Raw genomic sequence first — 15,450 nt, forward strand, 5'->3', positions numbered from 1 at the left:
CGTCATATATTAATCCTTATTTTGCACTAGCAAAAGCCGGTTTTAACAGCTTATTACATACTGCAATTAATGCTAATTTTTTGCTCTTTCCTCTAAACTATTCGTGCAGCAACACGTTGAAAACATCTATGTTTTCACGTCCATATTTACACCAACGGAAATTAAAAAATCCATAACCCATAGTTGGAAATGGCATAATAACACCACTAAAAACGGGAAAGCTATCAATAACAAGGCACTAGCCATTATTATTTTAAAATTATTACAAACCCCAATTTACAACCAAAACGGGTGGTTCAACGAAAGTTTTAAGACATTCATCTAAAAGCACTTACAATTTATGGGTATCCGTAAACTACTTGTAACTATTTATGGTATTTTCACTTTTGGAAAAAAATGGCAGGTGTAAAAGGTTTTGTATTTCTATAATGGAAATATAGATGCTATTAACTATATACACTTGTTGGCAACAAGCTAAAAAGAACTTATTACTATTAGATTAACTTATTATTTGTAGCAAATGAAATGGCTTCACTAATGTTTGCAACATCCAATTTTTCAAATATTTTCGTCCTATGAAATTTAACTGTATCTGGAGAAATAAATAGTCTTTCAGCAATTTCATTGATGGAGTAAGCTCTAATAGAGTACTGTAATATTTCCTTTTCTCTTTCAGATAGGACAATCATTTCTACAGTCTTCCAGCAATTAGAAACCCAATCATACTGATGGGTTTCATTATATCCATTTTTATGAAGCCTTAAATTGCCGGATTGTTGTTGTGAGGACAATGAAACAACACAGATTGCTTTCCATATTTTTCCTTTTTCGGTCAAGAAAATTGGTGTCAATTTTTGATGGATTAGAATTAATTTATTTTCGTTTGTTTTTAAATGGAAGTCGTATGATATGGTGTATTTCTTTTTGTCTTCTTCTGGTAATTTTTCATAAAAATCGAACCCGACTGTGTTTATCTTTAGTAGTAATTCTAAATCTTCTGATGGTACATTTTTAAAATAAAACTCATAACCCATTTCTAAAACCTCGCTTGCTGTATGTCCATTTAAAAACAATGGATTATTAGATACATATTCAAAACCTTTACTTTCATAGTTGATGATATAGATGCTTTGATTTGTTGTTCTAGAGAAAGCTTTAACTATTTCAATATAATTTGAGGTTTGTTGAATATCTGTTTCTGTTAAATGTCTAACAGTATTTCTATGAGAGAAAAAAGAATTGGTGTCCTTCATTGGATGAAACAGAAACAAATGTTTAATAAAATATAAGTTTTCAAAACTACACTTGAGTGTAGCTTAATAGAAAATTATAGGGTCTAGTTTTGTAAATAAGTAAATTTACAACATAAATTATGAAAAAAACTAAACTAAAAAAATGGATAATAACAATCCTCACGGTATGGGTTGTAGGAAGTATCATTTATTTCATATGGGCTGATAACGAGTTACAAAAAGTTCTGGGAAAATCAACAGAAGTTGTTGATGCGACTTCGATGGTAACAGAACTCGGAACGGTACAAATTAAAAATGTAAATATTCTTTATGAAGATTGCAGTCGATTCATTCCGAATCAAGATGTTGTTATTAAGGATGGAAAGATATTGAAAATAAGCCAACACCAAGATAGTATCCAGAGCAATGAAAAAACGATTGACGGTACAGATAAATATTTAATTCCAGGGTTGGTAGATTCGCATGCACATTTAAAAGAAAGTAAAAATGATTTACTTTTATATTTGGTCAATGGTGTAACGTACATCAGGGAAATGAAAGGCATACCCATTCATTTAGAATGGAAAAAATCTTTAAACGATAATGGAATCGGACCTAGAATGTTTGTCACATCGTCTTCAATTACTAGTATAAGCGGAATTGGAGGTTATTTTCACGAATGGACAAGAAAGAGCATAAATTATACTAATGAAAACGATGCACGTAAAGCAATTAGTAAAATTAGTGAACAAGGTTATGACGCCATAAAAATGTATACCCAAGTAAATCCAGAAATATTTAAAGCAACTATCAATATTGCAAAAGAATATAAAATTCCTGTTCTTGGTCATATCCCTGAAGTTGATTTAGAGACCTTCTACACATCAGGTCAAATTGAGGTTGCGCATATAGAAGAATTAATAAAAAAAAATATGGAGAAGTTTGAAAAGTCCATTTCTAAAAACCCAGAAGAATACCTTCAATTTTTAAGCTCAAATGCTAACCAGATTGCAAAAAAAATTAACGAGAACAACATTAGTGTTACGTCTACGATTTGGTTAATGGAAAGCCTTCCCGAACAAAGATTTGAATTAAAATCTAAACTTAAAGAAGTGGAATTAAAATATGCTAATCCAAAAATAATTGAAGGAACTTCTCTTCATAAATTAGGCTGGCTTCCTAATGAAAATAGTTATGAATATGATGGGAAAAACACCCCAGAAGCTAAAGAACTCTCATTAACTTTTTGGGAAACCTATGTTAGTGCTATTCATATTATGACAAAAGCATTGGTAGCCAATAATGTTACGATTATGGCTGGAACAGATACAAATGTTTCACCAATGGTAGCTGGATTTTCTCTTCATAACGAATTAGAATCTTTGTCCAAATCTGGATTGACAAACCAACAAACGCTTTATTCTGCTACTGTTGCACCGAATGAATGGATGAAAAGCAATTCTGGAAAGATAAAAGTTGGATTCAATTCAGATTTAGTATTACTAACAAAAAATCCTTTGAAGGATATTAAAAATACAAAGTCCATAGACCATGTGTTCTTTAATAAATATATAATTGATAATGCTCAAATTACAGCTATTTTAAAAGCTATTGAGGATGCGAACAACAAAAATAGAAACGTAGAAATAGAAGAATATGTAAATTGAAATACGTAACAAAGAAAACAAACTAACAATAGGCATTATGAAAGAAAATGAATACACAACAGATTATCCTTCTATTATAAGGCAAAAACCAACCAAGTACTTTGTGGCGTGTCAGATACAGCTCAATAGTGTATCGCATCTTTACCATGTAAAACAAAATTTTGTAAAAATCATTTCAAATAAAAAACTTTTTAAAATAGCATTGGTGTTACAATTAGCATTCTTACCATACTCTATATTCGGACAAAACAAAACAATAGATGCTACCGTCCATAAAATGGTTCAACAACGCACTGACCATATTTTTGATAGCCTGATAAAAATCCGAAGAGATTTTCATACCTATCCCGAATTATCGGAACAAGAAAAACGAACGTCCAATAAAATAGCGGAATACTTAACGTCACTTGGGCTTGAAGTTCATACCAACATTGGTGGTTACGGTGTTGTTGGCATATTAAAAACCAATAAAGAAGGAAAACATATAGCTTGGCGAGCAGATATTGATGCATTAGAGTCCAAAGTTCTTGATGTTGAAGCATTTCAATCAAAAAACAAAGGTGTAAGTCATATTTGCGGACACGATGTAAACGCTACAATTGCGCTTGGAATTGCAGATGTATTATCAAGCTTAAAGGAAAAATTATCAGGAACGGTATATTTTGTTTTTCAGCCTTCAGAAGAAAATCTAAAAGGCGCAAAAGCAATGATAAACGATGGATTATTTGACATCATCAATCCTGATGAAATTTATGCATTACATATTTCACCAATGCCAGTGGGTGTGATTGGCACAAAATCTAATTGGCTTTTTGCAGGTTATAAATCCCTTAAAGTATCGTATAAAAATTCGAGTGAAAATGAGGACATCATTGCTTATACAAAAGAATTAATATCAAGCTTTCAAAATGTGAATCCAGACAGTAAGTTTTGGGATAATAGAAATTTATTAGACCCAAATATTGGTCTTGGAAATCCAAATACCATATATAAGGATTACCTAACAGTTGCCCAAAAATTTAAAATTGAGCAAATAGATAATCAAATCTCAATTAGCACTTACATAAGCTCAAGTAGCGAAAATAAAATGGATTCAATTTTATCTTTATTAAAGGAAAAAATCAAGGCATCTAAATACGCTAAAAAATTAGTTAGTGTGGCTTATTCTAGCGAATATCCAATTATTTCTAACAATAAGGAATTAACAAACAAAACAATAAACAGTCTTTCTAATATTTATGGAAACCAAAGTGTAAATTCCTTATATGGTGTAATTCCTGATGGACGTAGTGACGATTTTGCCTATTTTCAACAAATAAAACCAAGTGTTTATTTTTTGTTGGGAGGTTCTAATTTTGAAAAAGGAATTATTTCTATGCCACATTCGCCGAATTTTACAGTTGATGAAAGTTGCATAAAAACTGGAGTAAAGTTTTTTTCATCAATAATAATTGAAAGACTTAAACAATAAAGCCAGTTGCCAACACCATGTATAATTAATGGCTGGTTATCACCTACTTACGAACATTCCTGCGGAATATTCTATCTGTGATTTATTTGCTAAATTAGGTGCTTAAACACACCACTAATCATACACAAACCGTTAGCTATAATGCCATTGTGATTTTTCGGTATTGAAAAAAGCTGGTTTTCCATTCAATTTTAAACTTATAATAAGTTAAAATAATAACTCTAAAAACCACAATATAAAACAAGTGTGATTTTTTGCTTAAATAAAGATTATTGGGGTTTTATCGTAAAACCCTATCAAGCCAGCCTGACAGTCACCAGAGTCACAAATTAGACCAAAGCATAAATCTTACTCTATTTTTTAAAAAAATTGATTTATTGACTTAGGTCAAATAATCTGACTTAAGACAACATTAGTTTTGCAATTGAAATAATAAAAATTTAAAATGGCACTTGCAGAATTAAATACATTACAGACGGTTGGGAACGACAGTCAAGAAAGGTTAGAAAAAGCCTTAATACATCTTCAAAATGGAAAGGGAATCATCTTAATGGATGATGAAGACAGAGAAAATGAAGGTGATTTAATTTTCTCTGCTCACAACATGACGAATATCCAAATGGCACTCATGATTAGGAAATGTAGTGGTATTGTTTGTCTTTGTTTGACTAATGAAAAAGCGGATGCACTTAATTTACCCTATATGGTAAAGGAAAATACAAGTAGCTTCCAAACTCCTTTTACCATTTCTATAGAAGCCAAAGAAGGCGTGACTACAGGGGTTTCTGCTAAAGACAGATTGAAAACCATTCAAGTAGCATGCAGTGAAAATGCTAACAGCAACGATTTAGCAAAACCTGGTCATATTTTTCCATTAAGAGCTAATAATAATGGCGTTCTTGAAAGAAAAGGTCATACAGAAGGTAGCGTAGATTTAATGAAATTAGCAGGCTTAAAACCAGAAGCCGTACTGTGTGAATTGATGAATGATGACGGAACAATGGCAAAAACGGATACCATCATAGAATTTGCAAAGACACATAATTTAATGGTCTTATCAATACAGGATATTATCCATTATCGTAAATTTGTAAGAGACTACAAATAAATGGCAAACTACATAGAACTCACTAAATACATTAAAAAGAATATTAATATTGGAGATGAAGATTTAAAAATCGTTTTGTCTTATTTTAAAACAATAAAAAAAAGTAAAAATGACATTTTACTTTCAAATGGAAAAAATAGTCAGGTCAGTTATTTCGTGAAAAAAGGTTGTTTAAGACTGTTTTACATGGATGAGGAAGGGAAAGATGTGACGCGTTATATTGCCTTTGAAAATCAATTTGCTACAGAACTTGTTAGTTTTATATCTAATGAACCTGCACAAGAAACCATTCAAGTCATTGAAAATAGTGAACTTCTATACATCACGCACGATGACTTTAGACATCTCCTGAAAACCATTCCCAAATGGAAAGATTTTTACACCATCTATTTAGAAAAAGCGTATGTCAATAATTCTAAAAGATTAATTTCTTTTACCACACTAGATGCTTCAGAACGCTATAAACAATTATTTAAAATAAACCCAAACATTGTCAAGCGCTTACCAAACAAGATTGTAGCTTCTTATATCAATATATCTCATGAAACTTTAAGTAGAATCAAATCTAAAATCTGACAATAAAATACAAAATACAAAACACAAAACATCTAAAAGTTATAAAATATGAAATACGTATTATTACTGGGACTATTGGTATTACAATTTACTGGTTTTTCACAATCGCTTGATTCAAAACCCAATGTTGAAAAAGCGAATGACAAGTTGTTATTAACCATCTTTCTGAAACATGATCAAAGTATGACTTTGAATGAGATTGAAAAGATAAGAACGGATCAAGGCTTTTATGAAAATCTCCCTCCAGAAGGTGTTTCTGTAGTTAATTGGTTTGTGGTTATGGGACTCGGCCAAGTGGTTGTATTAGAACTTCCTGCCTCAAAATTAGCAGCTGTAAATTTAGCAATTGAGAGAACTGCATGGAAGGCTTTTACAACAGAAATTTATCCAACGTACAATTTGTATCCTATCATAGAACATAAGTTGAAAAATAAGTCAAAAATAGCGCTTGATTCAAAACTCATTTCTGAAAAAGAAAAAGATGATGACAAATTATTATTAACCGTCTTTCTTAAACATGATCAAAGTATGAATTTAAACGAGATTGAAAAAATAAGAACCAATCAAGGGTTTTATGAAAATCTCCCTCCAGAAGGTACTTCTGTAGTTAATTGGTTTGTAGTTATGGGACTTGGTCAAGTGGTTGTGTTAGAACTCCCTGCTTCAAAATTAGCAGCTGTAAATTTAGCGATTGAGAGAACTGCATGGAAAGCTTTTACAACAGAAATTTATCCAACTTACAACCTATATCCAATCATAGAAAATAAATTAAAGAATAAGTCAAAGGTAGATTACTAGAATTTTAATGCTTATCAACAGTTAAACTAACTCAATATAAGCTTTGTACTATTCGGTGTAAAAATAAAAGTAATTATGGCCATTTACGCAATTGGAGATATACATGGTAGTATAAATGCCTTAAAAACTATTTTTCAACAGGATTGGATAAAGGAAGATGATAAAGTCGTTTTTCTTGGAGATTACGTTGATAAGGGAGCTGATAGTAAAGACGTTATTGATTGGTTAATTGAAAAAAGTAAAGTATGCGACTTTGAATTTATTCTTGGCAATCATGAGATAATGATGACACGTGCCAAATCTTCACCTGAAATATTTGAGTATTGGCTAGAAGATTATGGAGGATCACTAACATTAAACTCCTATAAAATTGGTGATAACCAAAATTGGATGAATCAGATAGATAAAACGCATTGGAACTTTATTGATTCTTGCTTACCCTATTTGGAAATTGGAGAATTCATTTTCGTTCATGCAGGACTTGAAAAAAACAAGAGTTTAGAGGAACAGGATGAACATCATTTATTTTTTAAGAAATTTGAAGAACCTTTAATGTATGATCCAATAAAAATGGTGATTTGCGGACATACCGCTCGGAAAAATGGAAAAATAGCTGATTTTAAACATACCATTTGCATTGATACCTTTGCACACGGAGGTATGTGGTTAACTTGTTTGAATGTTGAAACAGGCGAATTTTTAAAAGCGAATAACAAAGGACAAATAGAAAAAGGAAAACTAAAAAGAAGGCACTCAATTCCTTAAGTTGAGTTTGTCTATAGATTGCGGAACTGTTCACTCAAACCCTTAATTAAAGGGAAATTACTCCATTTAAATTTTGAGCAAGTTTACGAAAGTCAAAAAAAAGAATTTGATTAGAATCTAAAAATCACTCAATGCTAACTTAAGCTGTGTATAATTAATTACTTGGTTCTCGACTACTTACAAAAATTCTTACTGATTTTCTATTAGGTTTGTAGGTGCTAACGTATGCACTTAAATACGCAATAGCCTATTAAAAGTGTTGATAAAAATTTCCACCTCCAAACACCAAACCAACCCCAAATCGTAAAAAAAAGACAAAACCGTCCAAACCCTGTTTTAAATAGTGCTATTTTTATAAAAACTAATTCAACCATCAAACACTAACCAATGAAAACCAATTTCAAAATTTTAGTTACACTTTCCTGTTTTATAGCGGTAATTTCTTGTAAAGATAAAAATCAAGACAAAGCCATAACAAATCCGCCAACGGTGGTTGAAACACCATTAGTCGAAACCGTCTTATCGGCCGAAGATCAAGCCGCCTTAACACCTGAAATAATTATTCAATCCCTTAAAGATGGTAACCAAAGGTTTAGAAATAATGATTTAACGCCTCGTAATCGGTCTTCTCAAATTAAAAATAGTACCCTTAGCCAATATCCAAAAGCCATAATCCACTCGTGTATTGATAGCAGAGTGCCTGTAGAGGATGTTTTCGACCGAGGAATTGGCGATCTTTTCGTTGGTAGAGTTGCAGGAAATATTATAAACGAAGATATTCTTGGCAGCATGGAGTATGCCTGTAAAGTAGCTGGAGCCAAATTAATACTCGTTTTAGGTCATGAACATTGTGGTGCTATAAAATCAGCAATAGATGGCGTTGAGTTAGGGAATATTACAGCACTACTTTCTAAAATTAAACCGGCAATAGATATGGCCGCTGAATATGAAGGTGAAAAAACAGCATCTAACCAAGAATATGTTGAATTGGTTAGCACAAGTAATGTAATAAATAATATGAATGAAATTAGAACCTCAAGTCCCATCTTAAAAGCTATGGAAGATAATGGTGAGATTGATATTCTAGGTGCCATGTACAATATGACAACGGGTGAAGTGGTGTTTATAGACTAATAAACACGCTTAAATTAAAAAATACGGTGTCTGGTATGTTACCAAACATAACCTACTGAAGCTATTTAGAAACATGCACACCATAAATCACTAGTGTAGGGGCTACTAATTTGGGTTTTTAAAATTCTAATACACCCTTTTCATTTCATGCAACCCAATCATAAATAAAAGTGGAATGCGTCCAAATTAGTCCCCTAACTACTTATTAAAAAAAGCTATTTTCCGTACCTTGCAGTTCTATTTAAAAGTAAAAATATGCAAGATCCAAAAATGCTAAATTATATTAAAGCTGTTATTGAAAATATGCCAACAGATTGGCTGAATCTAACAACCCATCGACTAGATATTTATGATGAGTCGTTAGCAAAAACGGAATTTCTAAACGCGTTTGAACACTTATTTAAAGCCAATAATGCTACGACATCAGCATTAAGTAAATTACCAACGGCTTATGATTATATCCGCTTGGGTCATCCCCTATCCTGCGTGTTAGAATGGGGAATTGCAAACGTAAACCAGCTTGATGCTAAACATGTCATCAGTTTTTCGTCTCTGACAATTCCGGTTTTAGCCATTTTAAGAACCAATTTGTTGGAAAATAAAAAAACACAAATCCTTTATACGGGAGACTTACCAGACTGTTTTGATGCGGAAACCATTAAAGAGGTGTATGGTTATAATTTCGAATTAATCCATGTTGATAATTCAAAGGCGATTCTCGATTTTAAGGGAAGTACCATTTTCATAGCACATCAAGACACCATTGAGCAAACAGATTTAAATGCGAATATTGATTTTTACGTGAATCTCCACGACCATTTGGGCAGTATATTACTCGTAAATGGCGCACAAAACGCATCATATATTTCGGATATTCAACATGTACGCCGTCGTGAAACCATTGCCATGACACCTGAAAATTCGCTTATGGCTTTAAAAGCGCTAGTCAATAAAACGGTTTTCCAGGGGCATTCCAATGAAACTGAAACCCATAAAAAACAGGTTTTAAATAACATCAAAGACATTACAGGTACCACGTCCAAACCTTTGGTGGCTTCTAGTGGTTTATCTATGCAATACGCTATTATGATGGGTCTCATTCACGATGCCCAAGAAAATCATAAAGGAAAGGCCATCAAATTTATTGTTCCGCCAAATTGTTATGGTGGAACCAATGACCAAGCCAGACGTGTGGCAGATTGCTTAGATCAAGTTGAAGTTGTAGATTTACTTGTGGATGGAGATAATGATATGGTACAAAGTATTAATACCGTTTTGGAGCGCATTGCCAAACAAGATGCGGTTCCATACATTATTGCAGAAATTCCAACAAACCCACGAGTGGAAGTTCCAAATCTTCAAGATTTAAAGGCTGCTTTAAGTAAAGTGCGAAAAACAACAACGGGTGAAACAGCAATCGATCCTGTTTTTATTTTAGATCAAACCTTTTGCCCGAATGTGCACTTTTTAGGTGACGGGGAAATTCTATCTACGGTGAGAACCATTTCTTATGCCAGTGGCTCCAAATTTCCTAGTGGCGGAAAATGTACTGCTGGATATGCTGTAGGAAACACCAAAACAGACGCCTTAATGGATAAGGTAGCGAAGCATTTGATGCTTTGTGACAATGAAGCAACCGCATTGCAATATAAGTTGCTAGCCCAACAATTACCATCTATGAATCAGCGTATTGCAGATGCCTATGTATACACACGCGACTTTGTAAACTTTATCCACGAGGTTTTACCAGAATCGAAAATTAATTTTGTGTCTGATGACTTGGCAGAGCAAGGCTTTACACCATCCGTATTTTCATTAGATCTGCCAACAAAAGGAAATACAGCTGAAGAAAAAGAAGCCCATAAACGCGCTTTAAACTTGAAGTTAATCAACTTGATGATTACTGAAATCCCTGAAGAAAGCAAGTTTTGTGTGAGTTATGGTCAGTTAAAGGGTTGCTACTGGACTATTCCAGCAACATCCACCCAGGGCACCACCAAGGAAGGCGACAAAGATTATATTGTACGCGCCTCCTTATCTGGAAACATGGATTTGGCCCGTCATAAAGAGGTGTTTTTAGAGTTTGTTAAGAATATGTAAAACATCAGGCTTTGGCATTCTTTAGCAAAATGGCATTACGTTGAGCATTGTCATTCCGTTAATTGCTGGTTCCTCTCGTTGAGTGCTGTCATTTCCACGAAGGAGGAATCTCTCGTTAACCAAAGTTTTTTACCTCGCAAGCTACGTTCTGAATACCAAAAACAAAAAGCCCAAACATACCGTTTGGGCTTCTCAATTACATATCATGAACCACTATTTTAGGGTTCATTCGGGTTTCCTTCGGGTTTCCTTCGGGTTTCATTCGGGTTTCCTTCGGGTTTCCTTCGGGTATGACCTAAAATTAATTTAAACTTTTAATCCCCATATTATACAAAGCAAACGCTTGAATATCTACTTGCTCCTTAATCGTGGCTTCAGTAGATTTTCCGGCACCATGTCCGGCATTCACCTCAATTCTAATTAAGGTCGGATTCGTACCTGTTTGCTTGTCTTGCAATTCAGCAGCAAATTTAAAACTATGCGCTGGCACTACACGATCGTCATGATCTCCTGTTGTTACTAACGTTGCTGGATATTCAACACCTGCTTTTACATTATGCACTGGCGAATACCCTTTAATATAGTCAAACATCTCTTTACTTTGTTCTGATGTTCCATAATCAAAGGACCAACCCGCTCCTGCTGTAAACGTATGGTAACGCAGCATATCTAAAACACCTACTTGTGGAATAGCCACTTTCATTAAATCTGGTCGTTGTGTCATAGTTGCACCAACTAATAACCCACCGTTACTTCCGCCTTTAATAGCTAAATAATCAGATGATGTATACTTTTCATTGATTAGGTATTCGGCTGCTGCAATAAAATCGTCAAACACATTTTGCTTCTGCATTTGTGTTCCTGCATTATGCCATTTTTTACCGTATTCACCACCACCACGTAAATTAGCAACAGCATACACACCACCATTTTCTAACCACACAGCATTGGCAATACTAAACGACGGCGTTAAACTAATATTAAAACCACCGTAAGCATATAGCATAGTTGGATTCTTGCCGTTTAATTCTGTGCCTTTTTTATAGGTGATAATCATCGGTACTTTGGTACCATCTTTAGATGTATAAAATACTTGCTTCGACTCAAAGTCTTCCGATTTGAAATCGATATTTGGCTTTTGGTAAACCGTTGATTCGCCAGATTCAGGATTATAAGCATAAATAGTTCCTGGCGCCGTATAATTTGTAAATGAGTAGTATAAGGTAGTCGCTTCTTTTTTACCACCGAAACCACCAACAGAACCAATTCCTGGTAACGTAACATCACGTACCAAAGTGCCATCAAATTTGTATTGTTTTACAACAGATACGGCATCTTTCATGTATTCCGCAAAAATATAATTAGCACCTTTAGATGCAGATAGTACATTTTCAGTTTCAGGAATCACATCTTCCCAACCAGCTTGTTCAAATTTATTTAAATTGAATTTTACAATGCGTTTATTGGGTGCTTCAAAATCAGTTACCACAAAAAATGTTTGACCTTCGTTATTAATGACATTACTACTACTTTCAAAATTATCAACCACTTTTACAATCGGTCCATTTTTGCGTAGGTCTTTAATATATAGCTCATTTCCATACGTAGAATTTGCTGCGGTAATCACCAAATAGTTTTCATCCTGCGTTACAGAACCTCCTACATAACGACGCTTTTCAGTATCGCCAAAAACAATTTTGTCTTCACTTTGTGGTGTTCCTAATTTGTGATAAAATAAACGGTGTTGATCAGTTTTAGCCGATAACTCACTGCCTTTTGGTTTCTCATAGCTGGAATAATAAAACCCCTCATTTTTGTACCAAGACATACCACTGAATTTAACATCCATAATGGTATCGCCAATAATTTCTTTGTTTTCTGTTTTTAAAACGATAATTTTTCGCCAGTCACTTCCACCTTCAGAAATAGCATAGGCAGCCATAGAACCATCTTCCGTAAAACTTAAACCACCTAATGACGTCGTACCATCTTTAGAAAATGCATTCGGATCTAAAAACACCTCCTGGTTTCCATCTTTATCGTTTCTATATAAAACGGATTGGTTTTGAAGTCCATCATTTTTATAGAAATAGGTATAATCCCCTTCGATAAAAGGTGCTGAAATTTTCTCGTAGTTCCAAAGGGTTTCCATGCGTTTTTTCAACTTGCTTCGAAACGGAATTTGATCTAAATAATTAAACGTTACCTCATTTTGAGCTTTAACCCATGCTTTGGTATCTTCGGCATAATCATCTTCTAACCAACGGTATGGATCTTGAACTTGAGTTTCAAAATACGTGTCAACCGTGTCAACTTTTTTAGTTTCTGGGTATGTAATACGCATAGACATATCTTCTTTTTCAGTTTTGTTTTGGTCGTCTTTACAAGCAACAATAGTTGAAAGTGCCAAAACGCATACTAGTGATTTCCTCATATTATAATTGGTTTTAGTGTAATGAACAAAAATAAGGAAATACTTGTTAAGTAATGTTAAAGAAAATACAAGGTGAAAAATTAATCAACTATTCAGGATATTCAATACGAAGGTGATAAATATTGGTCAGTTTCTGCTTCAATATCTTTTTAATGGATTGAATTTCTTTAAAGGTAATATTGGCATTTAAAAACTGATCATCATTCATTTGTTTGTTTAAAATGCTTTCTACAAAATCGTCAATTTTTGTCGATGTTGGTTCTTTTAAACTCTTGGAAGCCGCTTCTACACTATCACACATCATTAAAATAGCGGTTTCTTTACTAAAAGGTTTTGGGCCAGGATACATAAAGTCTTCTATTTCTATCAGCTCATTTACTTCCTTTTCTTTCATATAAAAATAATACACCAAACTGGTTCCATGATGGGTTCTAATAAAATCGATAACACGATCTGGAAGATTATTTTTCCGGGCTATTTCAATTCCATCAATAACATGATTGATAATAATTTGAGCACTTTCAGTTGGTGATAATTCATCATGCGGATTAATTCCTGTAGATTGATTTTCTGTGAAATACGTTGGGTTTTTCATTTTCCCAATATCGTGATACAAAGCGCCAACACGAACCAACATGGCATTGGCTCCAATTTCGTTGGCAGCAGCTTCAGCTAAATTGGCCACATTTAAAGAATGGTGAAATGTTCCTGGTGCTTTGTTTGATAATTCCTTCAATAATTTGGTATTGGTATCTGATAATTCTAATAAGGAAACATCAGAAACTAACCCGAAGAGTTTTTCGTAGGCATAAATTAGCGGTTGTACAAATAAGGTTGCCAACCCACAAAGCACAAATAAACCAAATGTTTCCCACTGCATCGTTTCAACACTTCCTTCATGAATAACGAAGAATGCAAAGTAAGCTACAATATATATTAAGGTGATTTGTCCGACGGAAATAAATAAATTCGCGCGTTTGTATAATTCCGAAACGGTTAAAATAGTAACGATTCCTGCAATAATTTGTAGGAACATATATTCGTAACTATTTGGCACTACCAGTCCTAATAATAAAACCGTTAAAACGTGTGTAAACAGTCCTAAACGCGCATCAAAAAAGGCTTTTAGCACCAAAGGCAAAATACAGATAGGTACGACATAAATGTATTGCGAATTGTAGTTAACCACCAAGGTTGTGATTAAAACCATGAAGGCTACGTTAAAGAAAATGAAGGTAACTTTTACATTATTTTCAAAAACAGACATGCGGTATTTTCTTAAAAATAGCAATAGCATGAGTAAGGCTAATGCAACTAAAAGTGTGTAGGCAAAAACAATCCATAAATAATTAGATTTGTTCCAAACCTGCGATTCATACTCGGATTCTAATGATTTTAATATTTGAAATTTAACACCTTCTACGACTTCACCTTTCGAGATAATCAGCGTTTCCCGTTCTACACTACCACGAATATAGGATACTTTATCAAGCTCTTCTTGAAGTACGCGGGATGAAAACTCTTTGTTATATTCTAAATTTGGTTCTACTAAATCGAAAAACAACGATGTGAATTCATTCTTATAAGACAACAAATCCTTACTTTCTAAAACCTTGACAATAATTGCCGTTAATTGATTTTCTTTAACAAGATTAACAAATTGGGTTTGCTCCTTTTCTACGCGACCTTCTAAAATGATGACTTTCTTGGTGTCGGAATAATTATGCTCTTCGTTTAAAACACCAAAATGGTAGAGTTTATTAATAATATTAATTCCAGCATCCTTTAAAGCGTTTCTTTTATAGATTGGAATCGAATCTGAAAAAACCGATTTAAACTCACGTTGAAAATTATTGGTTATCGTGTTTGGAACCGATGCGTCTAAATTAAAGTATAGTGGTGAAGCATCTTTAATCTCTTGTTTTTCAGTGGTAATTTCGGCATCTGTTTTCTTAATAGCGAAATTAAAAGGTGCATATAAGTTTTCTGATTGCCAAGGCTTTCCTTTTTCAAAATTGTATTTAAATTTACCACTTTTAGGAAATAAATACACAATTAAAAATGTAGTCGATATAAAAAGCAAAAGCTTATAGCCTAGCGAATGATTTCTATATAGTGTATTTATAAAGTCTTTCATAGATTGGTGAAATATTTTCAAATGTAGT

General features: G+C 33.4%; 12 protein-coding genes. 9 read left to right on the forward strand and 3 right to left on the reverse strand.

Features of this window, described 5'->3' with window-relative positions:
- Nucleotides 1-103 precede the first annotated feature (103 nt).
- Nucleotides 104-325, forward strand: coding sequence for a hypothetical protein (locus ES675_RS08785; protein ID WP_066256521.1), 222 nt, complete (start codon nt 104-106; stop codon nt 323-325).
- Between the two features lie 169 nt (nt 326-494).
- Here the strand turns inward: ES675_RS08785 and ES675_RS08790 are convergent, their stop codons facing one another.
- Nucleotides 495-1,253, reverse strand: coding sequence for a response regulator transcription factor (locus ES675_RS08790; RefSeq protein WP_066256518.1), 759 nt, complete (start codon nt 1,251-1,253; stop codon nt 495-497).
- A 119-nt stretch (nt 1,254-1,372) separates the two neighbouring features.
- On the opposite strand from ES675_RS08790, the gene ES675_RS08795 reads away from it, so the two are divergent.
- From ES675_RS08795 to ES675_RS08835, 8 genes are all read left to right on the forward strand, one after another.
- Complete coding sequence (locus ES675_RS08795; RefSeq protein ID WP_066256514.1) at nt 1,373-2,899, forward strand: amidohydrolase family protein; 1,527 nt, start codon at nt 1,373-1,375, stop codon at nt 2,897-2,899.
- 37 nt (nt 2,900-2,936) lie between these two features.
- Entirely contained in the window at nt 2,937-4,370 is a 1,434-nt protein-coding gene (locus ES675_RS08800; RefSeq protein ID WP_082986008.1) for a M20 metallopeptidase family protein, read from the forward strand.
- Nucleotides 4,371-4,815: 445 nt separating this feature from the next.
- Nucleotides 4,816-5,478 (forward strand): 3,4-dihydroxy-2-butanone-4-phosphate synthase, encoded by a 663-nt coding sequence (gene ribB / locus ES675_RS08805; RefSeq protein WP_066256512.1) that lies wholly within the window; start codon nt 4,816-4,818, stop codon nt 5,476-5,478.
- A complete protein-coding gene (locus ES675_RS08810; protein ID WP_066256509.1) occupies nt 5,479-6,054 on the forward strand; it encodes a Crp/Fnr family transcriptional regulator in 576 nt (191 codons plus the stop codon).
- A gap of 48 nt (nt 6,055-6,102) precedes the next feature.
- Nucleotides 6,103-6,852, forward strand: coding sequence for a hypothetical protein (locus ES675_RS16555; protein ID WP_066256507.1), 750 nt, complete (start codon nt 6,103-6,105; stop codon nt 6,850-6,852).
- A 75-nt stretch (nt 6,853-6,927) separates the two neighbouring features.
- The gene (locus tag ES675_RS08825; protein ID WP_066256501.1) at nt 6,928-7,617 is read left to right on the forward strand and encodes a metallophosphoesterase family protein; all 690 of its coding nucleotides are present in this window, start codon (nt 6,928-6,930) and stop codon (nt 7,615-7,617) included.
- A 387-nt stretch (nt 7,618-8,004) separates the two neighbouring features.
- Entirely contained in the window at nt 8,005-8,751 is a 747-nt protein-coding gene (locus tag ES675_RS08830; RefSeq protein ID WP_066256495.1) for a carbonic anhydrase family protein, read from the forward strand.
- Between the two features lie 255 nt (nt 8,752-9,006).
- Nucleotides 9,007-10,851 carry a PLP-dependent aminotransferase family protein gene (locus ES675_RS08835; protein ID WP_066256493.1) on the forward strand — a complete coding sequence of 615 codons (1,845 nt, stop codon included), beginning with the start codon at nt 9,007-9,009 and terminating at the stop codon, nt 10,849-10,851.
- 301 nt (nt 10,852-11,152) lie between these two features.
- Here ES675_RS08835 and ES675_RS08840 read toward each other — a convergent pair whose 3' ends face one another.
- Together ES675_RS08840 and ES675_RS08845 are read right to left on the reverse strand one after the other, a co-directional pair.
- The gene (locus tag ES675_RS08840) at nt 11,153-13,285 is read right to left on the reverse strand and encodes a prolyl oligopeptidase family serine peptidase (RefSeq protein ID WP_066256488.1); all 2,133 of its coding nucleotides are present in this window, start codon (nt 13,283-13,285) and stop codon (nt 11,153-11,155) included.
- A gap of 88 nt (nt 13,286-13,373) precedes the next feature.
- Nucleotides 13,374-15,422, reverse strand: a complete 2,049-nt coding sequence (locus ES675_RS08845) for an HD family phosphohydrolase (RefSeq protein WP_066256485.1) — start codon at nt 15,420-15,422, stop codon at nt 13,374-13,376.
- Between the last annotated feature and the right edge of the window lie 28 nt (nt 15,423-15,450).

It is taken from the genome of Algorimicrobium algoritergicola (assembly GCF_008086165.1).
Taxonomy (GTDB): Bacteria; Bacteroidota; Bacteroidia; order Flavobacteriales; family Flavobacteriaceae; genus Algorimicrobium; species Algorimicrobium algoritergicola.